At 62.5% G+C, this 17,205-nt stretch carries 17 protein-coding genes and 1 pseudogene; 9 read left to right on the top strand and 9 right to left on the bottom strand.

The window, feature by feature from the left end; translation table 11 throughout:
• Nucleotides 1-89 precede the first annotated feature (89 nt).
• A complete protein-coding gene (locus ASC97_RS02570) occupies nucleotides 90-845 on the top strand; it encodes a DeoR/GlpR family DNA-binding transcription regulator (RefSeq protein WP_057466986.1) in 756 nt (251 codons plus the stop codon).
• On the opposite strand, the gene ASC97_RS02565 is transcribed toward ASC97_RS02570, so the two are convergent.
• Together ASC97_RS02565 and ASC97_RS02560 are read right to left on the bottom strand one after the other, a co-directional pair.
• On the bottom strand, nucleotides 820-1,569 hold the full coding sequence (locus ASC97_RS02565; protein ID WP_057466769.1) for a hypothetical protein: 750 nt from the start codon (nucleotides 1,567-1,569) through the stop codon (nucleotides 820-822). The genes ASC97_RS02570 and ASC97_RS02565 overlap by 26 nt on opposite strands.
• A 140-nt stretch (nucleotides 1,570-1,709) precedes the next feature.
• Nucleotides 1,710-2,717 carry an asparaginase gene (locus ASC97_RS02560; protein WP_057466985.1) on the bottom strand — a complete coding sequence of 336 codons (1,008 nt, stop codon included), beginning with the start codon at nucleotides 2,715-2,717 and terminating at the stop codon, nucleotides 1,710-1,712.
• Between the two features lie 226 nt (nucleotides 2,718-2,943).
• Between ASC97_RS02560 and ASC97_RS02555 the strand changes: the two are divergent.
• The 3 genes and pseudogenes from ASC97_RS02555 (at nucleotide 2,944) to ASC97_RS02545 (ending at nucleotide 4,931) form a co-directional block, all read left to right on the top strand.
• Nucleotides 2,944-3,203, top strand: a pseudogene (locus tag ASC97_RS02555) (CopG family ribbon-helix-helix protein).
• Between the two features lie 114 nt (nucleotides 3,204-3,317).
• Entirely contained in the window at nucleotides 3,318-3,539 is a 222-nt protein-coding gene (locus ASC97_RS02550; protein ID WP_244481388.1) for a type II toxin-antitoxin system RelE/ParE family toxin, read from the top strand.
• A gap of 177 nt (nucleotides 3,540-3,716) precedes the next feature.
• Nucleotides 3,717-4,931, top strand: coding sequence for an MFS transporter (locus ASC97_RS02545; protein WP_057466768.1), 1,215 nt, complete (start codon nucleotides 3,717-3,719; stop codon nucleotides 4,929-4,931).
• Here ASC97_RS02545 and ASC97_RS02540 read toward each other — a convergent pair.
• Nucleotides 4,928-5,548, bottom strand: coding sequence for a helix-turn-helix transcriptional regulator (locus ASC97_RS02540; RefSeq protein WP_057466767.1), 621 nt, complete (start codon nucleotides 5,546-5,548; stop codon nucleotides 4,928-4,930). The genes ASC97_RS02545 and ASC97_RS02540 overlap by 4 nt on opposite strands.
• A gap of 105 nt (nucleotides 5,549-5,653) precedes the next feature.
• On the opposite strand from ASC97_RS02540, the gene ASC97_RS02535 reads away from it, so the two are divergent.
• Nucleotides 5,654-7,069, top strand: coding sequence for an MFS transporter (locus tag ASC97_RS02535; protein WP_057466766.1), 1,416 nt, complete (start codon nucleotides 5,654-5,656; stop codon nucleotides 7,067-7,069).
• Here the strand turns inward: ASC97_RS02535 and ASC97_RS02530 are convergent.
• The 4 genes from ASC97_RS02530 to ASC97_RS02515 form a co-directional block, all read right to left on the bottom strand.
• A complete protein-coding gene (locus tag ASC97_RS02530; protein WP_057466765.1) occupies nucleotides 7,053-8,048 on the bottom strand; it encodes an NAD(P)H-quinone oxidoreductase in 996 nt (331 codons plus the stop codon). The two genes, ASC97_RS02535 and ASC97_RS02530, sit on opposite strands and share 17 nt — an antisense overlap.
• Before the next feature lie 78 nt (nucleotides 8,049-8,126).
• Entirely contained in the window at nucleotides 8,127-9,932 is a 1,806-nt protein-coding gene (locus ASC97_RS02525; RefSeq protein WP_057466764.1) for a GGDEF domain-containing protein, read from the bottom strand.
• A gap of 118 nt (nucleotides 9,933-10,050) precedes the next feature.
• Nucleotides 10,051-10,284, bottom strand: coding sequence for a ribbon-helix-helix domain-containing protein (locus ASC97_RS02520; RefSeq protein ID WP_057466763.1), 234 nt, complete (start codon nucleotides 10,282-10,284; stop codon nucleotides 10,051-10,053).
• A gap of 188 nt (nucleotides 10,285-10,472) precedes the next feature.
• Complete coding sequence (locus ASC97_RS02515) at nucleotides 10,473-11,021, bottom strand: HdeD family acid-resistance protein (protein ID WP_057466762.1); 549 nt, start codon at nucleotides 11,019-11,021, stop codon at nucleotides 10,473-10,475.
• A gap of 139 nt (nucleotides 11,022-11,160) precedes the next feature.
• Here ASC97_RS02515 and betI point away from each other — a divergent pair, with 139 nt between their 5' ends.
• The 3 genes from betI to betA all read left to right on the top strand — a co-directional run bounded on the left by betI (nucleotide 11,161) and on the right by betA (nucleotide 15,058).
• Entirely contained in the window at nucleotides 11,161-11,793 is a 633-nt protein-coding gene (betI, locus tag ASC97_RS02510; RefSeq protein WP_057466761.1) for a transcriptional regulator BetI, read from the top strand.
• Between the two features lie 105 nt (nucleotides 11,794-11,898).
• Nucleotides 11,899-13,362 (top strand): betaine-aldehyde dehydrogenase, encoded by a 1,464-nt coding sequence (betB, locus tag ASC97_RS02505; RefSeq protein WP_057466760.1) that lies wholly within the window; start codon nucleotides 11,899-11,901, stop codon nucleotides 13,360-13,362.
• A gap of 46 nt (nucleotides 13,363-13,408) precedes the next feature.
• Nucleotides 13,409-15,058 carry a choline dehydrogenase gene (betA, locus tag ASC97_RS02500; protein WP_057466984.1) on the top strand — a complete coding sequence of 550 codons (1,650 nt, stop codon included), beginning with the start codon at nucleotides 13,409-13,411 and terminating at the stop codon, nucleotides 15,056-15,058.
• Here the strand turns inward: betA and ASC97_RS02495 are convergent.
• Together ASC97_RS02495 and ASC97_RS02490 are read right to left on the bottom strand one after the other, a co-directional pair.
• The gene (locus tag ASC97_RS02495; protein WP_057466759.1) at nucleotides 15,027-15,428 is read right to left on the bottom strand and encodes a type II toxin-antitoxin system VapC family toxin; all 402 of its coding nucleotides are present in this window, start codon (nucleotides 15,426-15,428) and stop codon (nucleotides 15,027-15,029) included. The genes betA and ASC97_RS02495 overlap by 32 nt on opposite strands.
• 144 nt (nucleotides 15,429-15,572) lie before the next feature.
• A complete protein-coding gene (locus tag ASC97_RS02490) occupies nucleotides 15,573-16,019 on the bottom strand; it encodes an RrF2 family transcriptional regulator (protein ID WP_057466983.1) in 447 nt (148 codons plus the stop codon).
• A 409-nt stretch (nucleotides 16,020-16,428) separates the two neighbouring features.
• On the opposite strand from ASC97_RS02490, the gene ASC97_RS02485 reads away from it, so the two are divergent.
• Nucleotides 16,429-17,172: a phosphoadenylyl-sulfate reductase gene (locus ASC97_RS02485; protein WP_057466758.1), complete on the top strand. Its 744-nt coding sequence runs from the start codon at nucleotides 16,429-16,431 to the stop codon at nucleotides 17,170-17,172.
• The last annotated feature ends 33 nt before the right edge of the window (nucleotides 17,173-17,205 follow it).

Here is a 17,205-nt window from a genome sequence, read left to right as displayed (position 1 = left end):
TCGGGATTACGTGAAAATGCATGAGTTTTGTTGAATGTCGAATCATTTCGTGCATACTCATGCACGTTCGTTCATATTTGCGGGTGCTTATGCTGACGTCGCAACGCAAATCGCTGATCCTCGACATCCTCCGACGTGACGGGCAGGTGATTGCCAAGCGCGTTGCCGAGGGTTTTTCGCTGTCCGAAGACACCATCCGGCGCGATCTTCGGGAGATGGCGGCGGAGGGCTTGCTGAAGCGGGTACACGGCGGCGCCATGCCGATCTCGCCGGAGCTGGCTGACTTTTCGACACGCAGGGATGTATCGCTGGAAGCCAAGCAGCGTCTGGGCGCGAAAGCCGCAAGCCTCGTCAGGCCGGGCCAGATGATCTTTCTCGACGGCGGGACGACGACTGCGGAGATCGCCCGGCATCTGCCACGGAGCTTCGACATGACCGTCGTGACGCATAGCCCGACGATTGCTGCAGAACTCGAGCATCATCCGACGGCTGACGTGGTGCTGATCGGCGGACGCCTCTACAAGCATTCCATGGTGGTGACCGGAGCGGCGGCGATGGCGGCCATTTCACAGCTTCGCCCGGACATCTTCTTTCTCGGGGTGACCGCCGCACATCCCGTGCATGGCCTATCGACCGGGGACTTCGAAGAGGCAGCCATCAAACGGCATATCGCCCGCTGTTCGGCCGAGACCTACGTGCCTATGACAGAGGAGAAACTGGATCGCGCATCGTCCTGCCACGTGCTGTCGATTGCCGAAGTATCCGGACTGATCGTGCCCGAAGGGGCCGCGGAGGCGCTGCTGGAGCCCTATCGCGGACTCAATGCCGCGATCCTCGCAGCATGAACGGTGCCAGGAAGCGGGCACCCAGTTGAACGATATTCTGCGGCACCAGGCTGAGCATCAGGCCCGAGGCGAAGACGCCGCAGGCGAGATAGGCGAGCCCGTTGCCGTCCGTGCCGAAGGTCAGCAGATCGCGCAGCCTCGGTTGCAGCGCCTCGAGCCAGGCCGATAGCGACGGTTGACCCAACAACCGCCCCGGCAACGCCGCAAAGGCCGGCGCCTGCGCCACCGCGATCAGCGCCCCGTAAGCGGCGCAAGCCTGGATGGCCGCACGGAGCGGGCGCCACGGGCCGAGCGGCTTGCCGCCGCCGTCCTCGAACGACCAGCCGATATAGGCGCAGAAGGCCACCAGAAACAGGAAGGCGACTGGGAGGCTCTCCAGCACGGTTTCCGCCTTCAGCTGTCCAGTCCAGCCGCTCGCCAGCAAAAGCGGGAACGGCGCCGAGGCGACGAACCAGATGAAGGCCGACAAGCCCCAGGCCCAGCCCAGCCCGATATAGCGGGTGCGTGCAACGGTGACGGCGAGGATGATTCCGCCTGCCAGATAGACGCCCGCAGGTTTCACGGTTCCTGTCATCGTCAGGATTATCGGACCGCAGGAGCCGGCAATCCGCGCGCATCCGGACATCGCGACGACAGCCCAGGTGACGTAATCGAAGCAGATCGCAAAGAACAGAAAGATCGCCATTGCGATCAGCATCCACCACAGATAGCGGCCTGCAAACATATCCTGCCCTCATGGCGTTCGATGTACTTGGCCGAGGGTAGCGCAAAGCTGGAAAACCGCACTCGTTCTTGCGGTCTGTAGTTTCGTATACATTAGGCTTTTCTGTCTTTGGCGGCGAAGATGTGCCGTTCCGAAACGGCCTAGTCGATCAGCGCAGCCGTGGCGCGAATGTCGCCGACATGGATACCGTTCCAATTGTGCATCCTCACGGTGGCCATGTCGCTCAGCGCCGAGCGAATCGCCGTATCCTTCTCGAAGAAGCGGCTGAGCGTTGCCGCAACCATGGCTTCGGCGGCGCGCGAATGGCCGTCGTCGCACTTTACCGCGATGGCAATGCCCTGTTCCGGGATGGCCGCGCAGAAGACGCCCTCCGCACCCGTCTTGGCAAAGATGCGGCCGGGGGCAACCTGCATCAGCGCCGTGCAGGCGCGGCCGGTTCCGGCGACGTAGAAGGGTTCGGCCATGCAGGCATCGAACAGCCGCCGCGACGCCTTGGCGCGGAGCGGATCGAGGCCCGCGCCGGTCGCCATTTTCGCAAAGCCATGCGCCAGGCCGCGCAGCCGGACTGCGTAGGTGGGGATGGAGCAGCCGTCCGTGCCGCAATTGTCCCTGCCCAGAACGGCGCCCGTCAGGCTTTCCATCGTGCCACGGATTTCCGTCTGCAGGGGATGGTCATAGCCGACATAGCCCTTCGGATCGATGTCCCGATGGCAACAGGCGCAGACGAAGCCGGCATGCTTGCCGGAGCAGTTGTTGTGAAGCGCCGTCGGCTTGTCCACGGTTCGCGCCTGGTGGATCAGCGTCTTCTGGCTCGATGACCAGTGCGCACCACACTCCAGAGCTTCGACGCCACGGCCGGCACGCGCGAGCATCGACGAGGCAAGCGCCACATGCTCATCCTCGCCATTGTGGGAAGAGCAGGCAAGCGCCAGTTCCCGGTTGCCGAAGCCATAGGCGTCCGCTGCGCCGCTTTCGACCAGCGGCAGCGCCTGCATGGCCTTGCATGCCGAGCGAGGGAAGACGCCGGCATCGATGTCGCCGAGCGAAAAGACGACCTTGCCGTCGCCATCCACCGCGACGACTGCGCCGCGATGCCGGCTTTCGACGAGCAAGCCACGGGTGACTTCGACGGTGACGGGGTTGGCCATGGCAGGAATCCTGATCGTTTGGGACGGTTCACGCATAGCGAATGGCCCTGATAAAGCAACCGCCTTTCAGCTTGCGGATTGCACCAGAAGATCCGGAAGAACGCCTCTCAAAAAGCCAGCGCTGTGAAAGTGCCTGGCCACTCCGGCGCATCCCTGGTTCAGTCGATGGCAATTTGACGCAAGTGCACCGTGGTTTATGCTTGTATTACAAATGGAGAGAAAACCGATGTCAGATCGGGAACTTTCGGATCCAATCACAATGCGCCTGCCGCTTGATGTGCTCTCGGAAATCGAAGAGATTGCGGCAACCTGCGATCGCACCCGCAGCTGGGTTTTCGTCCGCGCTCTGAAATCATATCTGGCCGCGGAAGGCAGAGAAATAATCGAGATAGCCAAGGCACGCGGGATGTCGACGAAGGTCAAGGGCGTGATTTTGACGACGTGATCGATGAAGTCGATGCGATCGTCAAGGGAGCGGCGGCTTGAGGATCACGCTCTCCCCGGATGCCGTAGATGCAGTAAAATCGGAGGCCAGATAAATCCAGGAATCCTCGTGCCGCTCAACAATTTAGCGACGATCTCAAGCAACTAAAGCACTGGCTGAGACGCTTCCCAGACATGGGACGCAGTACAGAGGGAATCCCGGTCCCAGGCGTATTGCGGTTCGTGATGGGTCCGTACCTAGTCGACAACGAAGTCAGGGAGGGCGAACTCGTAATTTTCGCCATTCGCCATGGACGTGACCGGCCGCCGGGCATCCAGCTCGGCGACGATTTCGACTTCGAAAACCCCGACGCTGATCCTCGACTTTCCGGGGGATGAATCTCATGGGGCCATTCGCCCGCATCAAGCCGGCTTTCAGCCGACTCCGGCCGTAGCTGCCGCTCGAGCGATCACGGCATCTGACCATTCATCACATGAATTGACGGCAGAGATCACAAACTCTGGTTTTTCGAAAGCGCCCTGCGGGTCTAAAGCTGGGGCATCGGGAATCATGCCATGCCATCTGCCTTCTCCTCCATTCTCCGCGACCGTCGCATCCGCGTTCCGACGCTGACGCTGGTTGCGCTCGCCTTCACCTACGCCTCGACGATCCCCTACCAGTCGATCATCGGCATCAACGAGATCGGTTTGTCGGACGGCGCCTATTCGGCGCTGATCTTCAGTGCGGCGCTCGTCAACGTCGCCACCAGCCTGACGCTGGGCATATGGTCGGACAGGCTTAGCGATCGCCGCCCCCTGGTGCTGGCGCTGTCGGTCAGCGGCATGCTCGGCTTCGGGCTGATCTACGAGTTCCGCACCGCGGCCGTGTTCATGCTCGGCGTGCTGGTGCTGATCCCGGTCAGCAACTCGACCTATTCGATCCTGTTCGCCAGCATTCGCGCCACGACAAACACGATGGATCGCGGACGTGCCGCCGCGATCACCTCGACGGTGCGCGCGCTCTATTCGGGTTCGTGGGCGCTTGCACCCGGCCTCATCGGCCTCTACCTCATCAACTCGCAATCGATGACGCCGGCCTATGGCATTGCGGGGCTCGCAAGCCTCACCTGTTTCTGCCTCTATCTGTTCCTCGCCAAGCGCGCACCGAAACAGGAAGGGCCGCTTTCCCACCAGATCGGCTTCCTCTCTTCCCTCGGCAGGATCTTTTCGCCCCACGTGCTGATGCGCATCGGGATCATGTCGCTGCTGCTCGGATTGCAGCGGCTGAGCGGCGTGGTATCGCCACTGATCATCACGCATGCCGCCGGCGGTACCGTGGTCGACGTCGGCTTCATGGCCGGTCTCGTGGCGTTCCTGGAAATGCCCTTCATGATGATGTGGGGAACCTTGCAGCGGCGCTTCCGCAGCGTTCACATCCTTGCCGTCGGGACGCTCATCTATTGCGTCTATCTGGCGCTGCTGAGCTTTGCCACGGCGCCCTGGCAGATCTATGCCCTCGTGCTCATCAATGCCTGTGGTGCGGCTGCGATCCTCAGCATTCCCATTACCTACCTGCAGGACCTGATTGCCGATCGTCCCGGGCTCGGCAGCTCGCTGATCTCGGTCAACGTGTTCGTCAGCAACGGCGTCAGCGCGTCGATCTTCGCGGCCGGAACGGCGTTTACCGACTATTCCGGCACCGCGCTGCTTGCCGCGGCTGTCGGTCTCGCCTCGGTCGGGCTGCTGCTCTTTCTCGAAAGCGGCAGGCGACAGGTTCAGCTGCCGGCCTAGACCGCGATAATGCGGTAGGCGCAGCGGCGGGCGCCGAGCAGGATATGCTCCTCACGCTCCACCCTGGCGACAAGGACGGCGCGAAACGTCTCGAGTTCGGAGCGGCAGAAGCCGGCGCAGGCGGTCGCCGCGGCACAGATCGGACAATGGTTTTCCACCAGCAGCAGCGATCCGTCGGCCTCTTCCCAGCAATCGGCCATATAGCCCTCACCGGTGCGGATGGCGGCCAGCTGGCGCACGCGGGCAGGCAGGTCCGGCGCCGTGACCTGGTTGCGATAGCGCCTGAGCGTTTCCTCCTCGCGCGCAGCGATGACGGCATCGAGCGCGGGCTTTCCCAGCTGCGCGACCAGCGTCGTCAGGAGATTTGCGGTCAGTTCGGCGTGGCCGTCCGGGAACCGGCCATTGCCTGTTGGCGTCAAGTGCCAGAGCTGGCGCGGCCGCCCTCTGCCGGATGCCGCCTCGGTGGCAGCCTCCACAAGCCCCTCCTCGGCCATCTTCGTCAATTGCTGGCGCGCAGCCTCCGACGAGATCCCGAGCGCCGCGCCGAGGTCGGAGGCGAGTTGGGGTCCCTCGGTCTTGATTGCCAGCAGAATTCGGTTTGCAGGGGATTGGCGCATTTATTTTTCCAAGTTATTCCTTGCTTTAATAACATGCCCGTGCAATTTTCCAATCTATAACTTCTAAAAATCGTAATTTCCAGGGAAGCGACCAAGGCATAGGCAATGACCAGCATCGACCAGCTATCCGAGAAGCCCTCGGTCTTTCACCTTTTCTCGACGCCCCTTCTGCCTGCGACACTGATGCTCGGGGGCGGGGTCACGCTGTACGCGGTCGAGACCTATATCACCGCGACGATCGCCCCCTCCATGGTGCGGGACATCGGCGGGCTCGAGCTGTTTTCCTGGATGACGACGCTTTATGTGGCGGCGGCCGTGCTGGGTTCGATCTTCGTCGCGATGCGCCCCCGCGGCACCGGCCTCAGGACCGTCTACGTTGCCGGCGCCGTCGTCTTTGCGGCGGGCAGCCTGGTCTGCGCGGTGGCCCCTGCCATGCCTGTCGTGATTGCCGGTCGCGCCGTCCAGGGCTTCGGTGCGGGCGCGCTTTCGGGCCTCGCCTATGCCTTCATCCGCTTCGCCTATCCCGAACCGCTCTGGCGCAAGGCATCGACGCTTTACGCGGCGATCTGGGGGATATCGACGCTGCTCGGCCCGAGCCTCGGCGGCGTCTTCACCGAAGGCAGTGCCTGGCGCCATGCGTTCATGCTGCTCGTGCCGCTCTGCCTGCTGATGGCCGCGCTCGCACCGCGGTTGCTGCCGCGTGCCGATGACGACCGGGCGGCCGGCAGGACGCCGATCCTGCAGATCGCGCTGCTGCTTTCAGCCGTGCTCTTCGTCAGTCTTGCCGGCACATTCGAGGAGGCGCAAAGCAAGGCCATGCTGGTCGCGGCATCGGTCGCGGCAATCGCTGCGATGCTGGCGGTCGAGCGGCGGAGCGAAAACCGGCTGCTGCCATCCGGTGCGGTAACGCTCACCAAGCCGGTCGCCCGCGTCTATCTGACGATGTTCGTGCTGATCATGGTCCTGACGAGCGACATCTACATCGCCTATTTCCTGCAGGTGCTGCACGGCGTGACGCCCCTGATCTCAGGCTACCTGACGGCGCTGGTTGCGCTGGGCTGGACCATTGCGGCCTTCATCAGCGGAACCCTGTCCGGCAGGCGCGCCAGCGCGGCGATCGTGATCGGCTGCGTGATCGAGACCGTCGCCGTCGCCTCGCTGACGGTCTTCCTCGCCAGGGACAACCAGGCCGGCAACCTTGCGCTGCTCGGTCCTGCCGTCGTCGGCATGTTCATGATGGGCTTCGGCGTCGGCCTCGGATGGGCGCACCTGGTGACCAAGATCCTGCGCCTCGTCGGCAATTCGGAGCAGGACAAGGCATCGGCTGCGATCTCGACGGTGCAGTCCCTCGGCAGCGCGTTCGGCGCCTCCGTGGTGGGCGTGATCACCAACAGCACCGGCCTGGTCGATCCCGGCGGCATCACCGGCACCGTTTCGGCCGCGCATTGGCTCTATATCCTCATGGCGCTGCCGGGATTGATCGCGATCGCGGTATCGCTGACGCTCAGAGACGCAGCATGATCTTGCCGATGTGGCTGCTGGTTTCCATCAGGCGATGGGCGGCGACCACGTCCTCGAAGGCGAAGGTCTTGTGGATGACGGGGGCAACCTTGCCCTCGTCGAGCAGCGGCCAGACCTGGGAGAGAAGATCGTCGCGAATGGCGCGCTTTTCCTCGGCCGTGCGCGGACGCAGCGTCGAACCGGTGACCGTCAGCCGCTTGACCATGATCGGCGCCAGATTGACCTTGTCGGCCACCGCTCCACCGAGGAAGGCGATGATCGACAGGCAGCCGTCCCTGGCGAGCGAGGCAAGGTTCTTGTCCAGATAGGCGGCGCCGATCATGTCGAGAATGATATCGACGCCGTGGCCGGTCTCGGCCTTGATCACCTCGGCAAAATCCTCGGTCTTGTAGTTGATCGCGCGCTTGGCGCCGAGCTTCACGCAGGCATCGCATTTTTCGGCGGAACCCGCCGTCGTGTAGACTTGCGCGCCGAAAGCTTTCGCGAGCTGGATGGCCGTCGTGCCGATGCCGCTGGAGCCGCCGTGGATCAGGACGGTCTCTCCCTCGGTCAGGCCGGCCATCTGGAACATGTTCGCCCAGACAGTGAAATAGTTTTCCGGGAGCGCCGCAGCCCTCACCGCATCGTATCCCTTCGGAAAAGGCAGAGCCTGGCCGGCCGGCAGTACGCAATATTCGGCATAGGCGCCGCCGTTCGCAAGCCCGCAGACCTTGTCGCCGAGGGCGTAGCCGCTCACACCGGATCCGATTGCGACGACTTCGCCGGCAAGCTCCAGGCCGAGGACAGGACTTGCGTCCCTGGGCGGCGGATAGCTGCCCTGGCGCTGTGCGACGTCAGGACGGTTGACGCCGACAGCCTCGGTGCGGACGAGAAGCTGGCCCTCGCCGGGAACGGGCAGAGGCCCTGTCGCGATCGTCATCGCCTCGGGTGCGCCGAAGCTCGGCAGATCGACGAAACGCATTTGGACAGGCAGTGGCATGACCCGGTCTCCTCATTCCGAAAGCAACTGAAATAGTTCAGCGGTTCGGGCTTGAGAAGGGCGGAAACGGCAGAGGCGTCAATTCGCCTCGCCCAGTAGGTGGAAGACGAGGCCCTCGTCGCTCTCCTTCGCTTTCGCCTTGATGTGGGCGATGGCGGCACTGACGCGGTTGATATCGTCGATGACGAGCCCCTCCGGCAGCTCAAGCACGCCGATCGAGCAGCGCATCAGCGGAAAGAAGGCGTCGACGCCGGCGCGGTCATGGCCGCGAATGCGGCCTGCCGCGCGGTCGGCAGTGGAATAGAAATCAAGCACGTCGTCATGGAAATCGCTGATCAGCCGGTCGAGGATTTCGGTCAGCTCCTCCTTCGTCCAGCCGCGGACGCCAATGAAAAAGTCGTCGCCGCCGACGTGACCGAGGAAGTGGCGCTCGGCAAAGAAATAGCGCCGCATCAAAGCTGCAAACAGCGAGATGGCATGATCGCCGAGGTGAAAGCCGTAGGCATCGTTGAACGGCTTGAAGTTGTCGAAATCGCAATAGCAGAAGTGGCGGGTCTCGTCGTCGTCACGGCTCGATTCGCGCATGAAGTCGCGGATCGCGTGGTTGCCCGGCAGCCCGGTCAACGGGTTCTGGTCCTGCGCCGTCTTCAGCTTCTTCTCGTTCATGACCTTGATGAGGGAAGCCGCGGACACGACGCCGGCATACCGCATGTTTTCGGTCAGGAGCAGGCAGTTGCTCCCTTCCATGTTTGCAAAGATCGCCATCAGCTGTTCGGCGTCGGAATCGAGACCGACGATGGGCGCCATCTCGACGAAATGCGAAATGGTGCGCTCATACACCTTGTTCTTGAGCAGGTCGCGGCCGAACGGCTGGTAGATGTATTCCTTGAGATGACGCTCATGGAGAATGCCGCGCGGCTCGCCGTTGGCGTTCAGCACCGGAAAATAGGCCTGGTGCGGGTTGCGGCGGAAAAGTTCGAAGACGCTGTCGATCGCATCGTTCTCGTAGACGGTCGGCAGACGCTCGATCTGTTTGCGGATCAGGATTTCGTCGAGAGACTGGGTGTTGCGCTTGGTCTTGCCGAGATCCTGCAGGTGCGGGAAGGAAGGCTGCAGTTCGCTCAGATGGGTGGTCGGGCGCGAGATGAACCATCCCTGGACGAGGTCGACACCGTATTCGCGGCAGGCGATGAATTCCGCCTCCGTCTCGATCCCCTCGGCGATCACGCGTGTGCCGAGCACGTGGGCGATATGAACGATGTTCTTCAGGAGATGACGCTTGCGCGGGTTGCTGTCGATATCGGCGATGAAGAAGCGGTCGATCTTGAGGTAATCCACCGGATGATCGCAGAGCAGCTTCATCTCGCCATGGCCGACGCCGAAATCGTCGATCGCCAGCTTGAAACCGCACTTGCGCAGCAGCGAGACCAGAGAAGCGAATTCGGGAACGCTGGTGTTGTCGAAGCGCTCGGAAAACTCGAAGCAGATCGAGGACGGCGGGATGTTTGCAAGCTTCAGATGCTGCAGCAGGCTTTCCACCAGCCGCTCTCCATGCGGGATGAGGCGGACGTCGAGATTGAGAAACAGCGTGGCATTGGCGAAATTCGGAAGCGCGGCGAACTTTGCGAGCGCCCGGCTCGCCACCATCTGCTCGAGCTGCAGCAGCTGGTCGTTCTTGTGAGCCTCGTCGAGAATTTCCACCGGCGAATTGAAGCCGAGCCGCTCCTGGCCGCGCATCAGCGATTCATAGCCGAAGGCAACCCCCGTCCCCGCCTCGACAATGGGCTGAAAGGCGTTTTCGATAACGAGCTTGGCGAGCGTTACGATCTGATCGCTGGCGTAGCGACGGACGAGCGCCGGTTCGACGGTGGCTGCCAAAGACATGCCGATCTCCACTGTGACTTATTGTTTTGCGCAGGGAAGATGGTGGAGAAGGGTCAACGAAGACTTTCCCCAATGTGAAAGTTTTATGAAAGCAGCATCGGCGGCCGATGGACCTCGGTCAGGCAGAGCGCCGATGTTCGGCCTCGTGATCGGCGAACATCTCGGCCACGCATTTGCTGTCGGCGGCGTCGCAATCGCGACCGCGGGCGGTTCCGTCGATCTTGCGGGCGGCGTCCCACAGGCGCAGGGCCTCGCGCACGACTTCGCTGCTTGAGACATAGCTGCCATCGTCGATCGCCGCGCGGATATCGGCCGCCTGCAACGGGGAGATGGAAACGGTTACCATGGGCATGACATTCCTCCCTTTACCTCGCGGGACAGAAATCTGCCCAGTCGGGGGACGGATGAGCATTTCAGGCAAAAGCCGCCGGTTACCGCCGTTTCCGCGGCTGCCCTTATGCGAGGAATTTTAGCCCCTGCTCACAAGCTTGTCAAAAAAGAAACAATCCGTGATGACCGGCCTGTGGATTGCGGGCACAACTACCGACGGATCGCGAAGGCGAAGGCGAGCATCGACCAGCCCTGGATCATAAGGTCGCAGGCGAGGAAAAGACCAAGGATCCAAAGACTGTTGACGGGCCAGCCGAGGACGATGACGAAGCCCGCCAGCGCCGTGATGACGCCGCTTGCGACAACCCAGCCCCAGCCCTTCAGCGGCCGCATGCGCCAGCCGACCCAGACGCGGAAAACGCCGGCGATCAGCAGCGCGATCGAGAGAAACAGGGTGAGCGCCGCCGAGGCGAGAATGGGGTTCAAGAAGGCAAAGACCCCGGCGAGCACGTAGAGAACGCCGCTCAGAGCCCAGAACAGCAGCTGATCCCACCCGCGCACCTGGAAGGCGTGGATGAGATAGACGATGCCACCGACGAGCATCAGCACGCCGACATAGTAGACCGAAACGACCGTCGCCATGATCACGTTGCCGGCTGCGATGACGCCGCAGGCGATCAGCAAAGCGCCAAGGATTGCAAACCAGACCCATTTCGACCGAAGGGACGAAAAAGACATGCCATTGGAAATATCAGCCATGATGCACCTCCCGGTTGGTAAGAAGAATATGCCGCAACAACGGCGGATGCAAAGAGATAAGTCTTCGGAATGCTGAAAGATTTTTTATTGATTGATTACTCAATCAACATTAGAATGCGGTCTTTGCCGGAGCTGTACGATGCCGAAAGTCGGAATGGAGCCTGTGCGCCGCAAGGCGCTCGTCGATGCAGCCCTGCGGGTGATCGGGGATCACGGCTCGCTCAGCGTCACCATGTCCGAGATCGCACGGCAGGCCGGTGTCTCGCCCGCGCTCGCGCATCATTATTTCGGCAGCAAGGAACAGCTGCTGATCGAGACCGTGCGCTCGCTTCTACGCCAGTTGCGCGACGACGCCGTGACGGCGCTGCGGATGGCCGCGACGCCACGCCAAAAGCTCTCCGCGATCATCCGCGCCAGTTTTCACGCCGACCAGTTCGCGACCGAAACCATCGCCGCCTGGCTCGCCTTCTATGCCGAGGCGCAGCGCTCCGAAGAAACGCGCCGCTTCCTCGTCATCTATGCCCGGCGGCTGCGCTCGAACCTGCTTGCCAACCTGAAGGCGCTTTGCCCGCCCGATGCCGCAGAACGCATCGCGGAGGGCGCGGCTGCGATGATCGACGGTCTCTATATCCGGCAAAGTCTGAAATCGGCGCAAATCGGCATAGAAGCCTCGATCGCGTTGACGGAGGATTATGTGAATGCGCTGCTTGCGAACGCCTCTGCCTTCTCCCCTCGGGGAGACGATGTCCGAAGGACCGATGAGACGGGGTGAGCGACCGCGAGGCCGAGATTGCCGCCCCCTCATCCGGCCCTGCGGGCCACCTTCTCCCCGAGGGGAGAAGGGACGACCACCTCAATCCATCCAAGGACAACTGACATGAGAGCCCAACCCAAGGCGTCGCACTTCATCGACGGCGAATATGTGGAAGACGACGGCGGCAGCGTCATCGAAAGCCTCTATCCGGCCACCGGAGAGGTGATCGCCCGGCTGCATGCGGCAACGCCTGCCATCGTCGAAAAGGCGATCGCTGCCGCCAGGCGCGCGCAGCCGGAATGGGCGGCAATGAGCCCGACCGCGCGTGGCCGCATCCTGAAGCGCGCCGCCGACATCATGCGCGAGCGCAACCGCGAGCTTTCCGAGCTGGAAACGCTCGACACCGGCAAGCCGATCCAGGAAACGATCGTCGCCGACCCGACTTCGGGGGCCGACAGCTTCGAGTTCTTCGGTGGCGTCATCGCTGCCGGCCTCAACGGCTCCTACATCCCGCTCGGCGGCGATTTCGCCTATACCAAACGTGTCCCGCTCGGCGTCTGCGTCGGCATCGGCGCGTGGAACTATCCTCAGCAGATCGCCTGCTGGAAGGGCGCGCCCGCCCTCGCCGCCGGCAATGCCATGGTGTTCAAGCCTTCGGAAAACACGCCGCTCGGGGCCCTGAAGATCGCCGAGATCCTCCACGAGGCCGGCCTGCCGAAGGGCCTTTACAACGTCATCCAGGGCGACCGCACCACCGGCCCGCTGCTCGTCAATCACCCCGATGTCGCGAAGGTCTCGCTGACCGGCTCGGTGCCGACCGGACGCAAGGTTGCGGCAGCGGCCGCCGGAAACCTCAAACACGTCACCATGGAGCTCGGCGGCAAGTCGCCGCTGATCGTTTTCGACGATGCCGACATCGACAGCGCCATCGGCGGCGCCATGCTCGGGAATTTCTATTCGACCGGGCAAGTCTGCTCCAACGGTACGCGCGTCTTCGTCCAGAGGACGATCAAGGGCGAATTCCTGAAGCGGCTGAAGGCACGCACCGAGGCAATCGTCATCGGCGATCCGATGGACGAGGCGACGCAGCTCGGGCCGATGGTCTCATGGGCGCAGCGCGGCAAGGTCCTCGACTATATCGAGAAGGGCAAGGCCGAAGGCGCGACGCTGATCGCCGGCGGCGGCATTCCCAACAACGTCTCCGGCGAAGGCTACTATGTGCAGCCGACGGTCTTTGCCGACGTGACGGACGGAATGACGATCGCCCGCGAAGAGATCTTTGGCCCGGTCATGTGCGTGCTCGATTTCGACGACGAGGCCGACGTGATCGGCCGGGCGAATGCTACCGAATTCGGCCTTTCCGGAGGCGTCTTCACCTCCGACATCACCCGCGCCCACCGCGTCGTCGACCAGCTGGAAGCCGGTACGCTCTGGATCAACACCTACAATCTCTGCCCGGTCGAAATCCCCTTCGGCGGATCGAAGCAATCCGGCTTCGGCCGCGAGAATTCGCTTGCCGCGCTGGAGCACTATTCGGAGCTGAAGACGGTCTATGTCGGCATGGGGCCGGTGCAGTCGCCTTATTGAACGTTGAGCGCCGAGCCGTACCAAAACAAGAACCATGGGATCCATCATGCAGGCAGATTTCGTCATCATCGGTTCCGGCTCGGCGGGCTCGGCACTTGCATACCGCCTCTCGGAAGACGGCCGGAACAGCGTGATCGTCATCGAGGCCGGCGGCAGCGATTTCGGGCCGTTCATCCAGATGCCGGCAGCGCTTGCCTGGCCGATGAGCATGAAGCGCTATAACTGGGGCTACCTCTCGGAGCCCGAGCCTGCGCTCAACAACCGGCGCATCACCGCGCCGCGCGGCAAGGTGATCGGCGGCTCGTCGTCGATCAACGGCATGGTGTACGTGCGCGGCCATGCGGAAGACTACAATCGCTGGGAGGATCTCGGCGCCAACGGCTGGGCCTATGCCGACGTGCTGCCCTATTTCAAGCGGATGGAGCACAGCCATGGCGGCGAAGAGGGCTGGCGCGGCACCGACGGCCCGCTGCACGTGCAGCGCGGCGGCGTGACGAACCCCCTCTTCCACGCCTTCATCGAGGCCGGAAAGCAGGCCGGGTTCGAGGCGACGGACGACTATAACGGCTCGAAGCAGGAAGGCTTCGGGCTGATGGAACAGACCATCTTCCAGGGCAGGCGCTGGTCCGCCGCGAACGCCTACCTGAAGCCGGCGCTGAAGCGCGCCAATGTCGAACTGGTCTACGGCTTCGCCCGCAAGGTGGTGATCGAGAACGGGCGTGCGACCGGCGTCGAAATCGAGCGCGCCGGCAAGGTGGAGGTGGTAAAGGCCAACCGCGAGGTGATCGTTTCGGCCTCCTCGTTCAATTCGCCGAAGCTGCTGATGCTGTCGGGCATCGGCCCGGGCGGGCACCTCAAGGAGATGGGCATCGAGGTGAAGGCAGACCGGCCGGGCGTCGGCGCCAACCTTCAGGACCACATGGAATTCTATTTCCAGCAGGTAAGCACCAAGCCTGTCTCGCTTTATTCCTGGCTTCCCTGGTTCTGGCAAGGCGTGGCGGGCGCGCAGTGGCTCCTGACGCGGTCGGGGCTCGGGACGTCCAACCAGTTCGAGGCCTGCGCCTTCCTGCGCTCGGCGCCCGGCGTCAAGCAACCCGACATCCAGTACCACTTCCTGCCGGTGGCGATCAGCTACGACGGCAAGGCGGCAGCCAAGAGCCACGGCTTCCAGGTGCATGTCGGCTATAACCTGTCGAAGTCGCGCGGCAACGTCACGCTGCAGTCCCCGGACCCGAAGGCCGATCCCGTCATTCGCTTCAACTACATGAGCCATGCCGAGGACTGGGAAAAGTTCCGCCACTGCGTGCGGCTGACCCGCGAGATCTTCGGGCAGCAGGCATTCGATCACTATCGCGGACCGGAGATCCAGCCGGGCGAAGGCGTGCAGACGGACGACCAGATCGATGCCTTCCTGCGCGAGCATCTGGAAAGCGCCTATCACCCCTGCGGCACCTGCAAGATGGGCGCCAAGGACGATCCGACGGCGGTCGTCGATCCCGAGACCCGGGTGATCGGCGTCGACGGATTGCGCGTGGCCGACAGCTCCATCTTCCCGCACGTCACCTACGGCAACCTCAACGGGCCATCGATCATGACCGGCGAGAAGGCTGCCGACCACATCCTCGGCAAGCAGCCGCTGCCGCGTTCCAACCAGGAGCCGTGGATCAACCCGCGCTGGGCGGTGAGCGATCGGTAACGGTTGCGAGAACGCAGGGAATACGCACATCTGGCGAACTGGCGGGAAATTCCTTCGTGTTCCTCGTCACAAGAAGCATCGAATTTGTCGCAGCGGTCGCCCAGATGATCGCGTCGGGTAATCTTATTCGGTGCGCCCGCCTGATCTGAACCGCCTTTTCCGCGATAGCAGCTTGCAACGGAACGATCTGGAAGCCGGCGAGGAAACGGCGTGTCGCATCGACGACGTCAGGTGCGGCACCCGCCAACACCTCCATCCAGGTGATGATACTGATCGCAGCGCTTTCGTAGCGGTCAAGCTCTTCGGCCGCGGCGGGAATCGCGTTGAGGTAGTCGATCAGGATGTTGGTATCGAACAGCGGCCTCACCACTCGCCCCGGATCCTGTCCTGATAGGCCAGACCGTCAATCTTGTTGTCACCCCAGAGACCGAACGCCTCGCTGCGCTCGCCTAGCAGGCCGCGCAATTGTCGGCCTCGCCCACGCAAAGCGCCGCGAAGAGACCGGGACCGCCCGCTAGGCCAGCATGCGTGTGACCTGCGCAATCTTGGCGGGCGCAATGGCGTCGGCAATGGTCGTGGAGAAAAGCACCTTGCGCGTCGCATCCGCGACTTTTGCGAAGACGTGGCGGATTTCGCAGTTCTGTTCGCCGTCGCAGTCATCGCATTTGCGATAGGCGGTGATCGACAGGCAGGGCAGCGGAGCGATCGGACCGTCGATGATGCGCAGCACCTCGCCGAAGGTGATCATATCGGCTGGTTTCAACAGCAGATAGCCGCCCTGCTTGCCGCGCCGGCTGGAGACGATACCCTGGTGTTTCAGGTCGAGCAAAATCTGCTCCAGGAATTTCTTCGGTATCTTCTGCTGCGCCGCAATGTCGGAGATCATCACAGGTTCGCCGTCAGCGGCCTCGGCCAGAACGGTCAGCGCTCTCAGCGCGTATTTGGCTTTCTGGGTAATCATTTTGCCTGTCGACACACACATGGGGGCTGATTCTCAGCCCGCCGAAATTATCACCGTATCTCTATCGCACTTCCTGCATGAACGGAATTTGAACGAAGAAGCGAAACCCCTGAGACATAAGGTTTTTGGCCTTGTTTTTTGCCCTCGGCCCATGAATATGAATCTACGCTAAAATTTGACCCCGGCGCTATCAATTCAGATTTCCGATTGACAGGCAACGTGTAACTCTACTAATTCAATAGACATTAGGGCTCGCGAGCGATTTCGATCGTTCGCGCGGCTGCTTTTCTGCATTGCAGTGCGAGGGGAGAGATATTTGCTCCTTTCACGCCCGCATTCGAAATGCCTTTTTCTGTCCGATCCATTCCTGACCTGCGATACTCCGGTCAGCATCTAGGACAGGACTCCCATGACTGTTGCCCACACAATCGAAGAGGCGGAAACGCTGAACGCGAAACTTGCTAGCCTCGACCTGGCCGAACGTCTGTCGTTCGTGGCCGGTCTTGGCGGGCGCGTCGTCTTCACCACGTCGCTCGGCATCGAGGATCAGGTGATTACGGCGGAGATCGGCAATCACCGCCTGCCGATCGACGTCGTGACGCTGCAGACCGGCAGGCTCTTTGCCGAAACGCTCGCGCTGCTCGACGAAACCGAAAAGCAGTACGACATCCATATCAGCCGCTACGAGCCGGAGCAGGCCGATATCGACGCCTATGCCGCCCAATACGGTCTGAACGGCTTCTACGAGAGCGTCGAAGCCAGGCATGCCTGTTGTGGCGTGCGCAAGCTGAAGCCGCTTGCGCGCGCGCTCGCTGGAGCAACGATCTGGATCACCGGCCTTCGCCGCGGCCAGTCCGCCAACCGCGCCGAGACGCCTTTTGCCGAGTACGACGCCGAGCGGCATCTCCTCAAGGTCAACCCGCTGGCCGACTGGGATATCGACGTCATCAAGGCCTATGTCGCCGACAACGGCGTCCCGATCAACCCGCTGCATGCGCGCGGCTACCCCTCGATCGGCTGCGAGCCCTGCACGCGAGCCATCAAGCCCGGCGAGCCCGAGCGCGCCGGCCGCTGGTGGTGGGAGCAGGACCAGACGCGCGAATGCGGCCTGCATGTTGCCGAAGAGGCCGCCGCGATTGCCGTCCAACAATAGCCCGTCGACCTCGGGACCGGAGCGCGGCAACCA

The sequence above is a fragment of the Rhizobium sp. Root1203 genome, assembly GCF_001424945.1.
Lineage (GTDB): Bacteria > Pseudomonadota > Alphaproteobacteria > Rhizobiales > Rhizobiaceae > Rhizobium.
The sequence above is the reverse complement of the archived record's forward strand: the minus strand, read 5'-3'. Positions and strand labels throughout refer to the sequence as shown.

Coding starts and splice junctions, on each gene's coding strand:
- ASC97_RS02545 (WP_057466768.1), top strand. CDS start 3,717: ATGCCATCTGCCTTCTCCTCCATTCTCCGCGACCGTCGCATCCGCGTT.
- ASC97_RS02485 (WP_057466758.1), top strand. CDS start 16,429: ATGACTGTTGCCCACACAATCGAAGAGGCGGAAACGCTGAACGCGAAA.
- ASC97_RS02530 (WP_057466765.1), bottom strand. CDS start 8,048: ATGCCACTGCCTGTCCAAATGCGTTTCGTCGATCTGCCGAGCTTCGGC.
- ASC97_RS02520 (WP_057466763.1), bottom strand. CDS start 10,284: ATGCCCATGGTAACCGTTTCCATCTCCCCGTTGCAGGCGGCCGATATC.
- ASC97_RS02565 (WP_057466769.1), bottom strand. CDS start 1,569: ATGTTTGCAGGCCGCTATCTGTGGTGGATGCTGATCGCAATGGCGATC.
- ASC97_RS02570 (WP_057466986.1), top strand. CDS start 90: ATGCTGACGTCGCAACGCAAATCGCTGATCCTCGACATCCTCCGACGT.
- betB (WP_057466760.1), top strand. CDS start 11,899: ATGAGAGCCCAACCCAAGGCGTCGCACTTCATCGACGGCGAATATGTG.
- ASC97_RS02490 (WP_057466983.1), bottom strand. CDS start 16,019: ATGATTACCCAGAAAGCCAAATACGCGCTGAGAGCGCTGACCGTTCTG.
- betI (WP_057466761.1), top strand. CDS start 11,161: ATGCCGAAAGTCGGAATGGAGCCTGTGCGCCGCAAGGCGCTCGTCGAT.
- ASC97_RS02515 (WP_057466762.1), bottom strand. CDS start 11,021: ATGGCTGATATTTCCAATGGCATGTCTTTTTCGTCCCTTCGGTCGAAA.
- ASC97_RS02535 (WP_057466766.1), top strand. CDS start 5,654: ATGACCAGCATCGACCAGCTATCCGAGAAGCCCTCGGTCTTTCACCTT.
- betA (WP_057466984.1), top strand. CDS start 13,409: ATGCAGGCAGATTTCGTCATCATCGGTTCCGGCTCGGCGGGCTCGGCA.
- ASC97_RS02525 (WP_057466764.1), bottom strand. CDS start 9,932: ATGTCTTTGGCAGCCACCGTCGAACCGGCGCTCGTCCGTCGCTACGCC.
- ASC97_RS02540 (WP_057466767.1), bottom strand. CDS start 5,548: ATGCGCCAATCCCCTGCAAACCGAATTCTGCTGGCAATCAAGACCGAG.
- ASC97_RS02560 (WP_057466985.1), bottom strand. CDS start 2,717: ATGGCCAACCCCGTCACCGTCGAAGTCACCCGTGGCTTGCTCGTCGAA.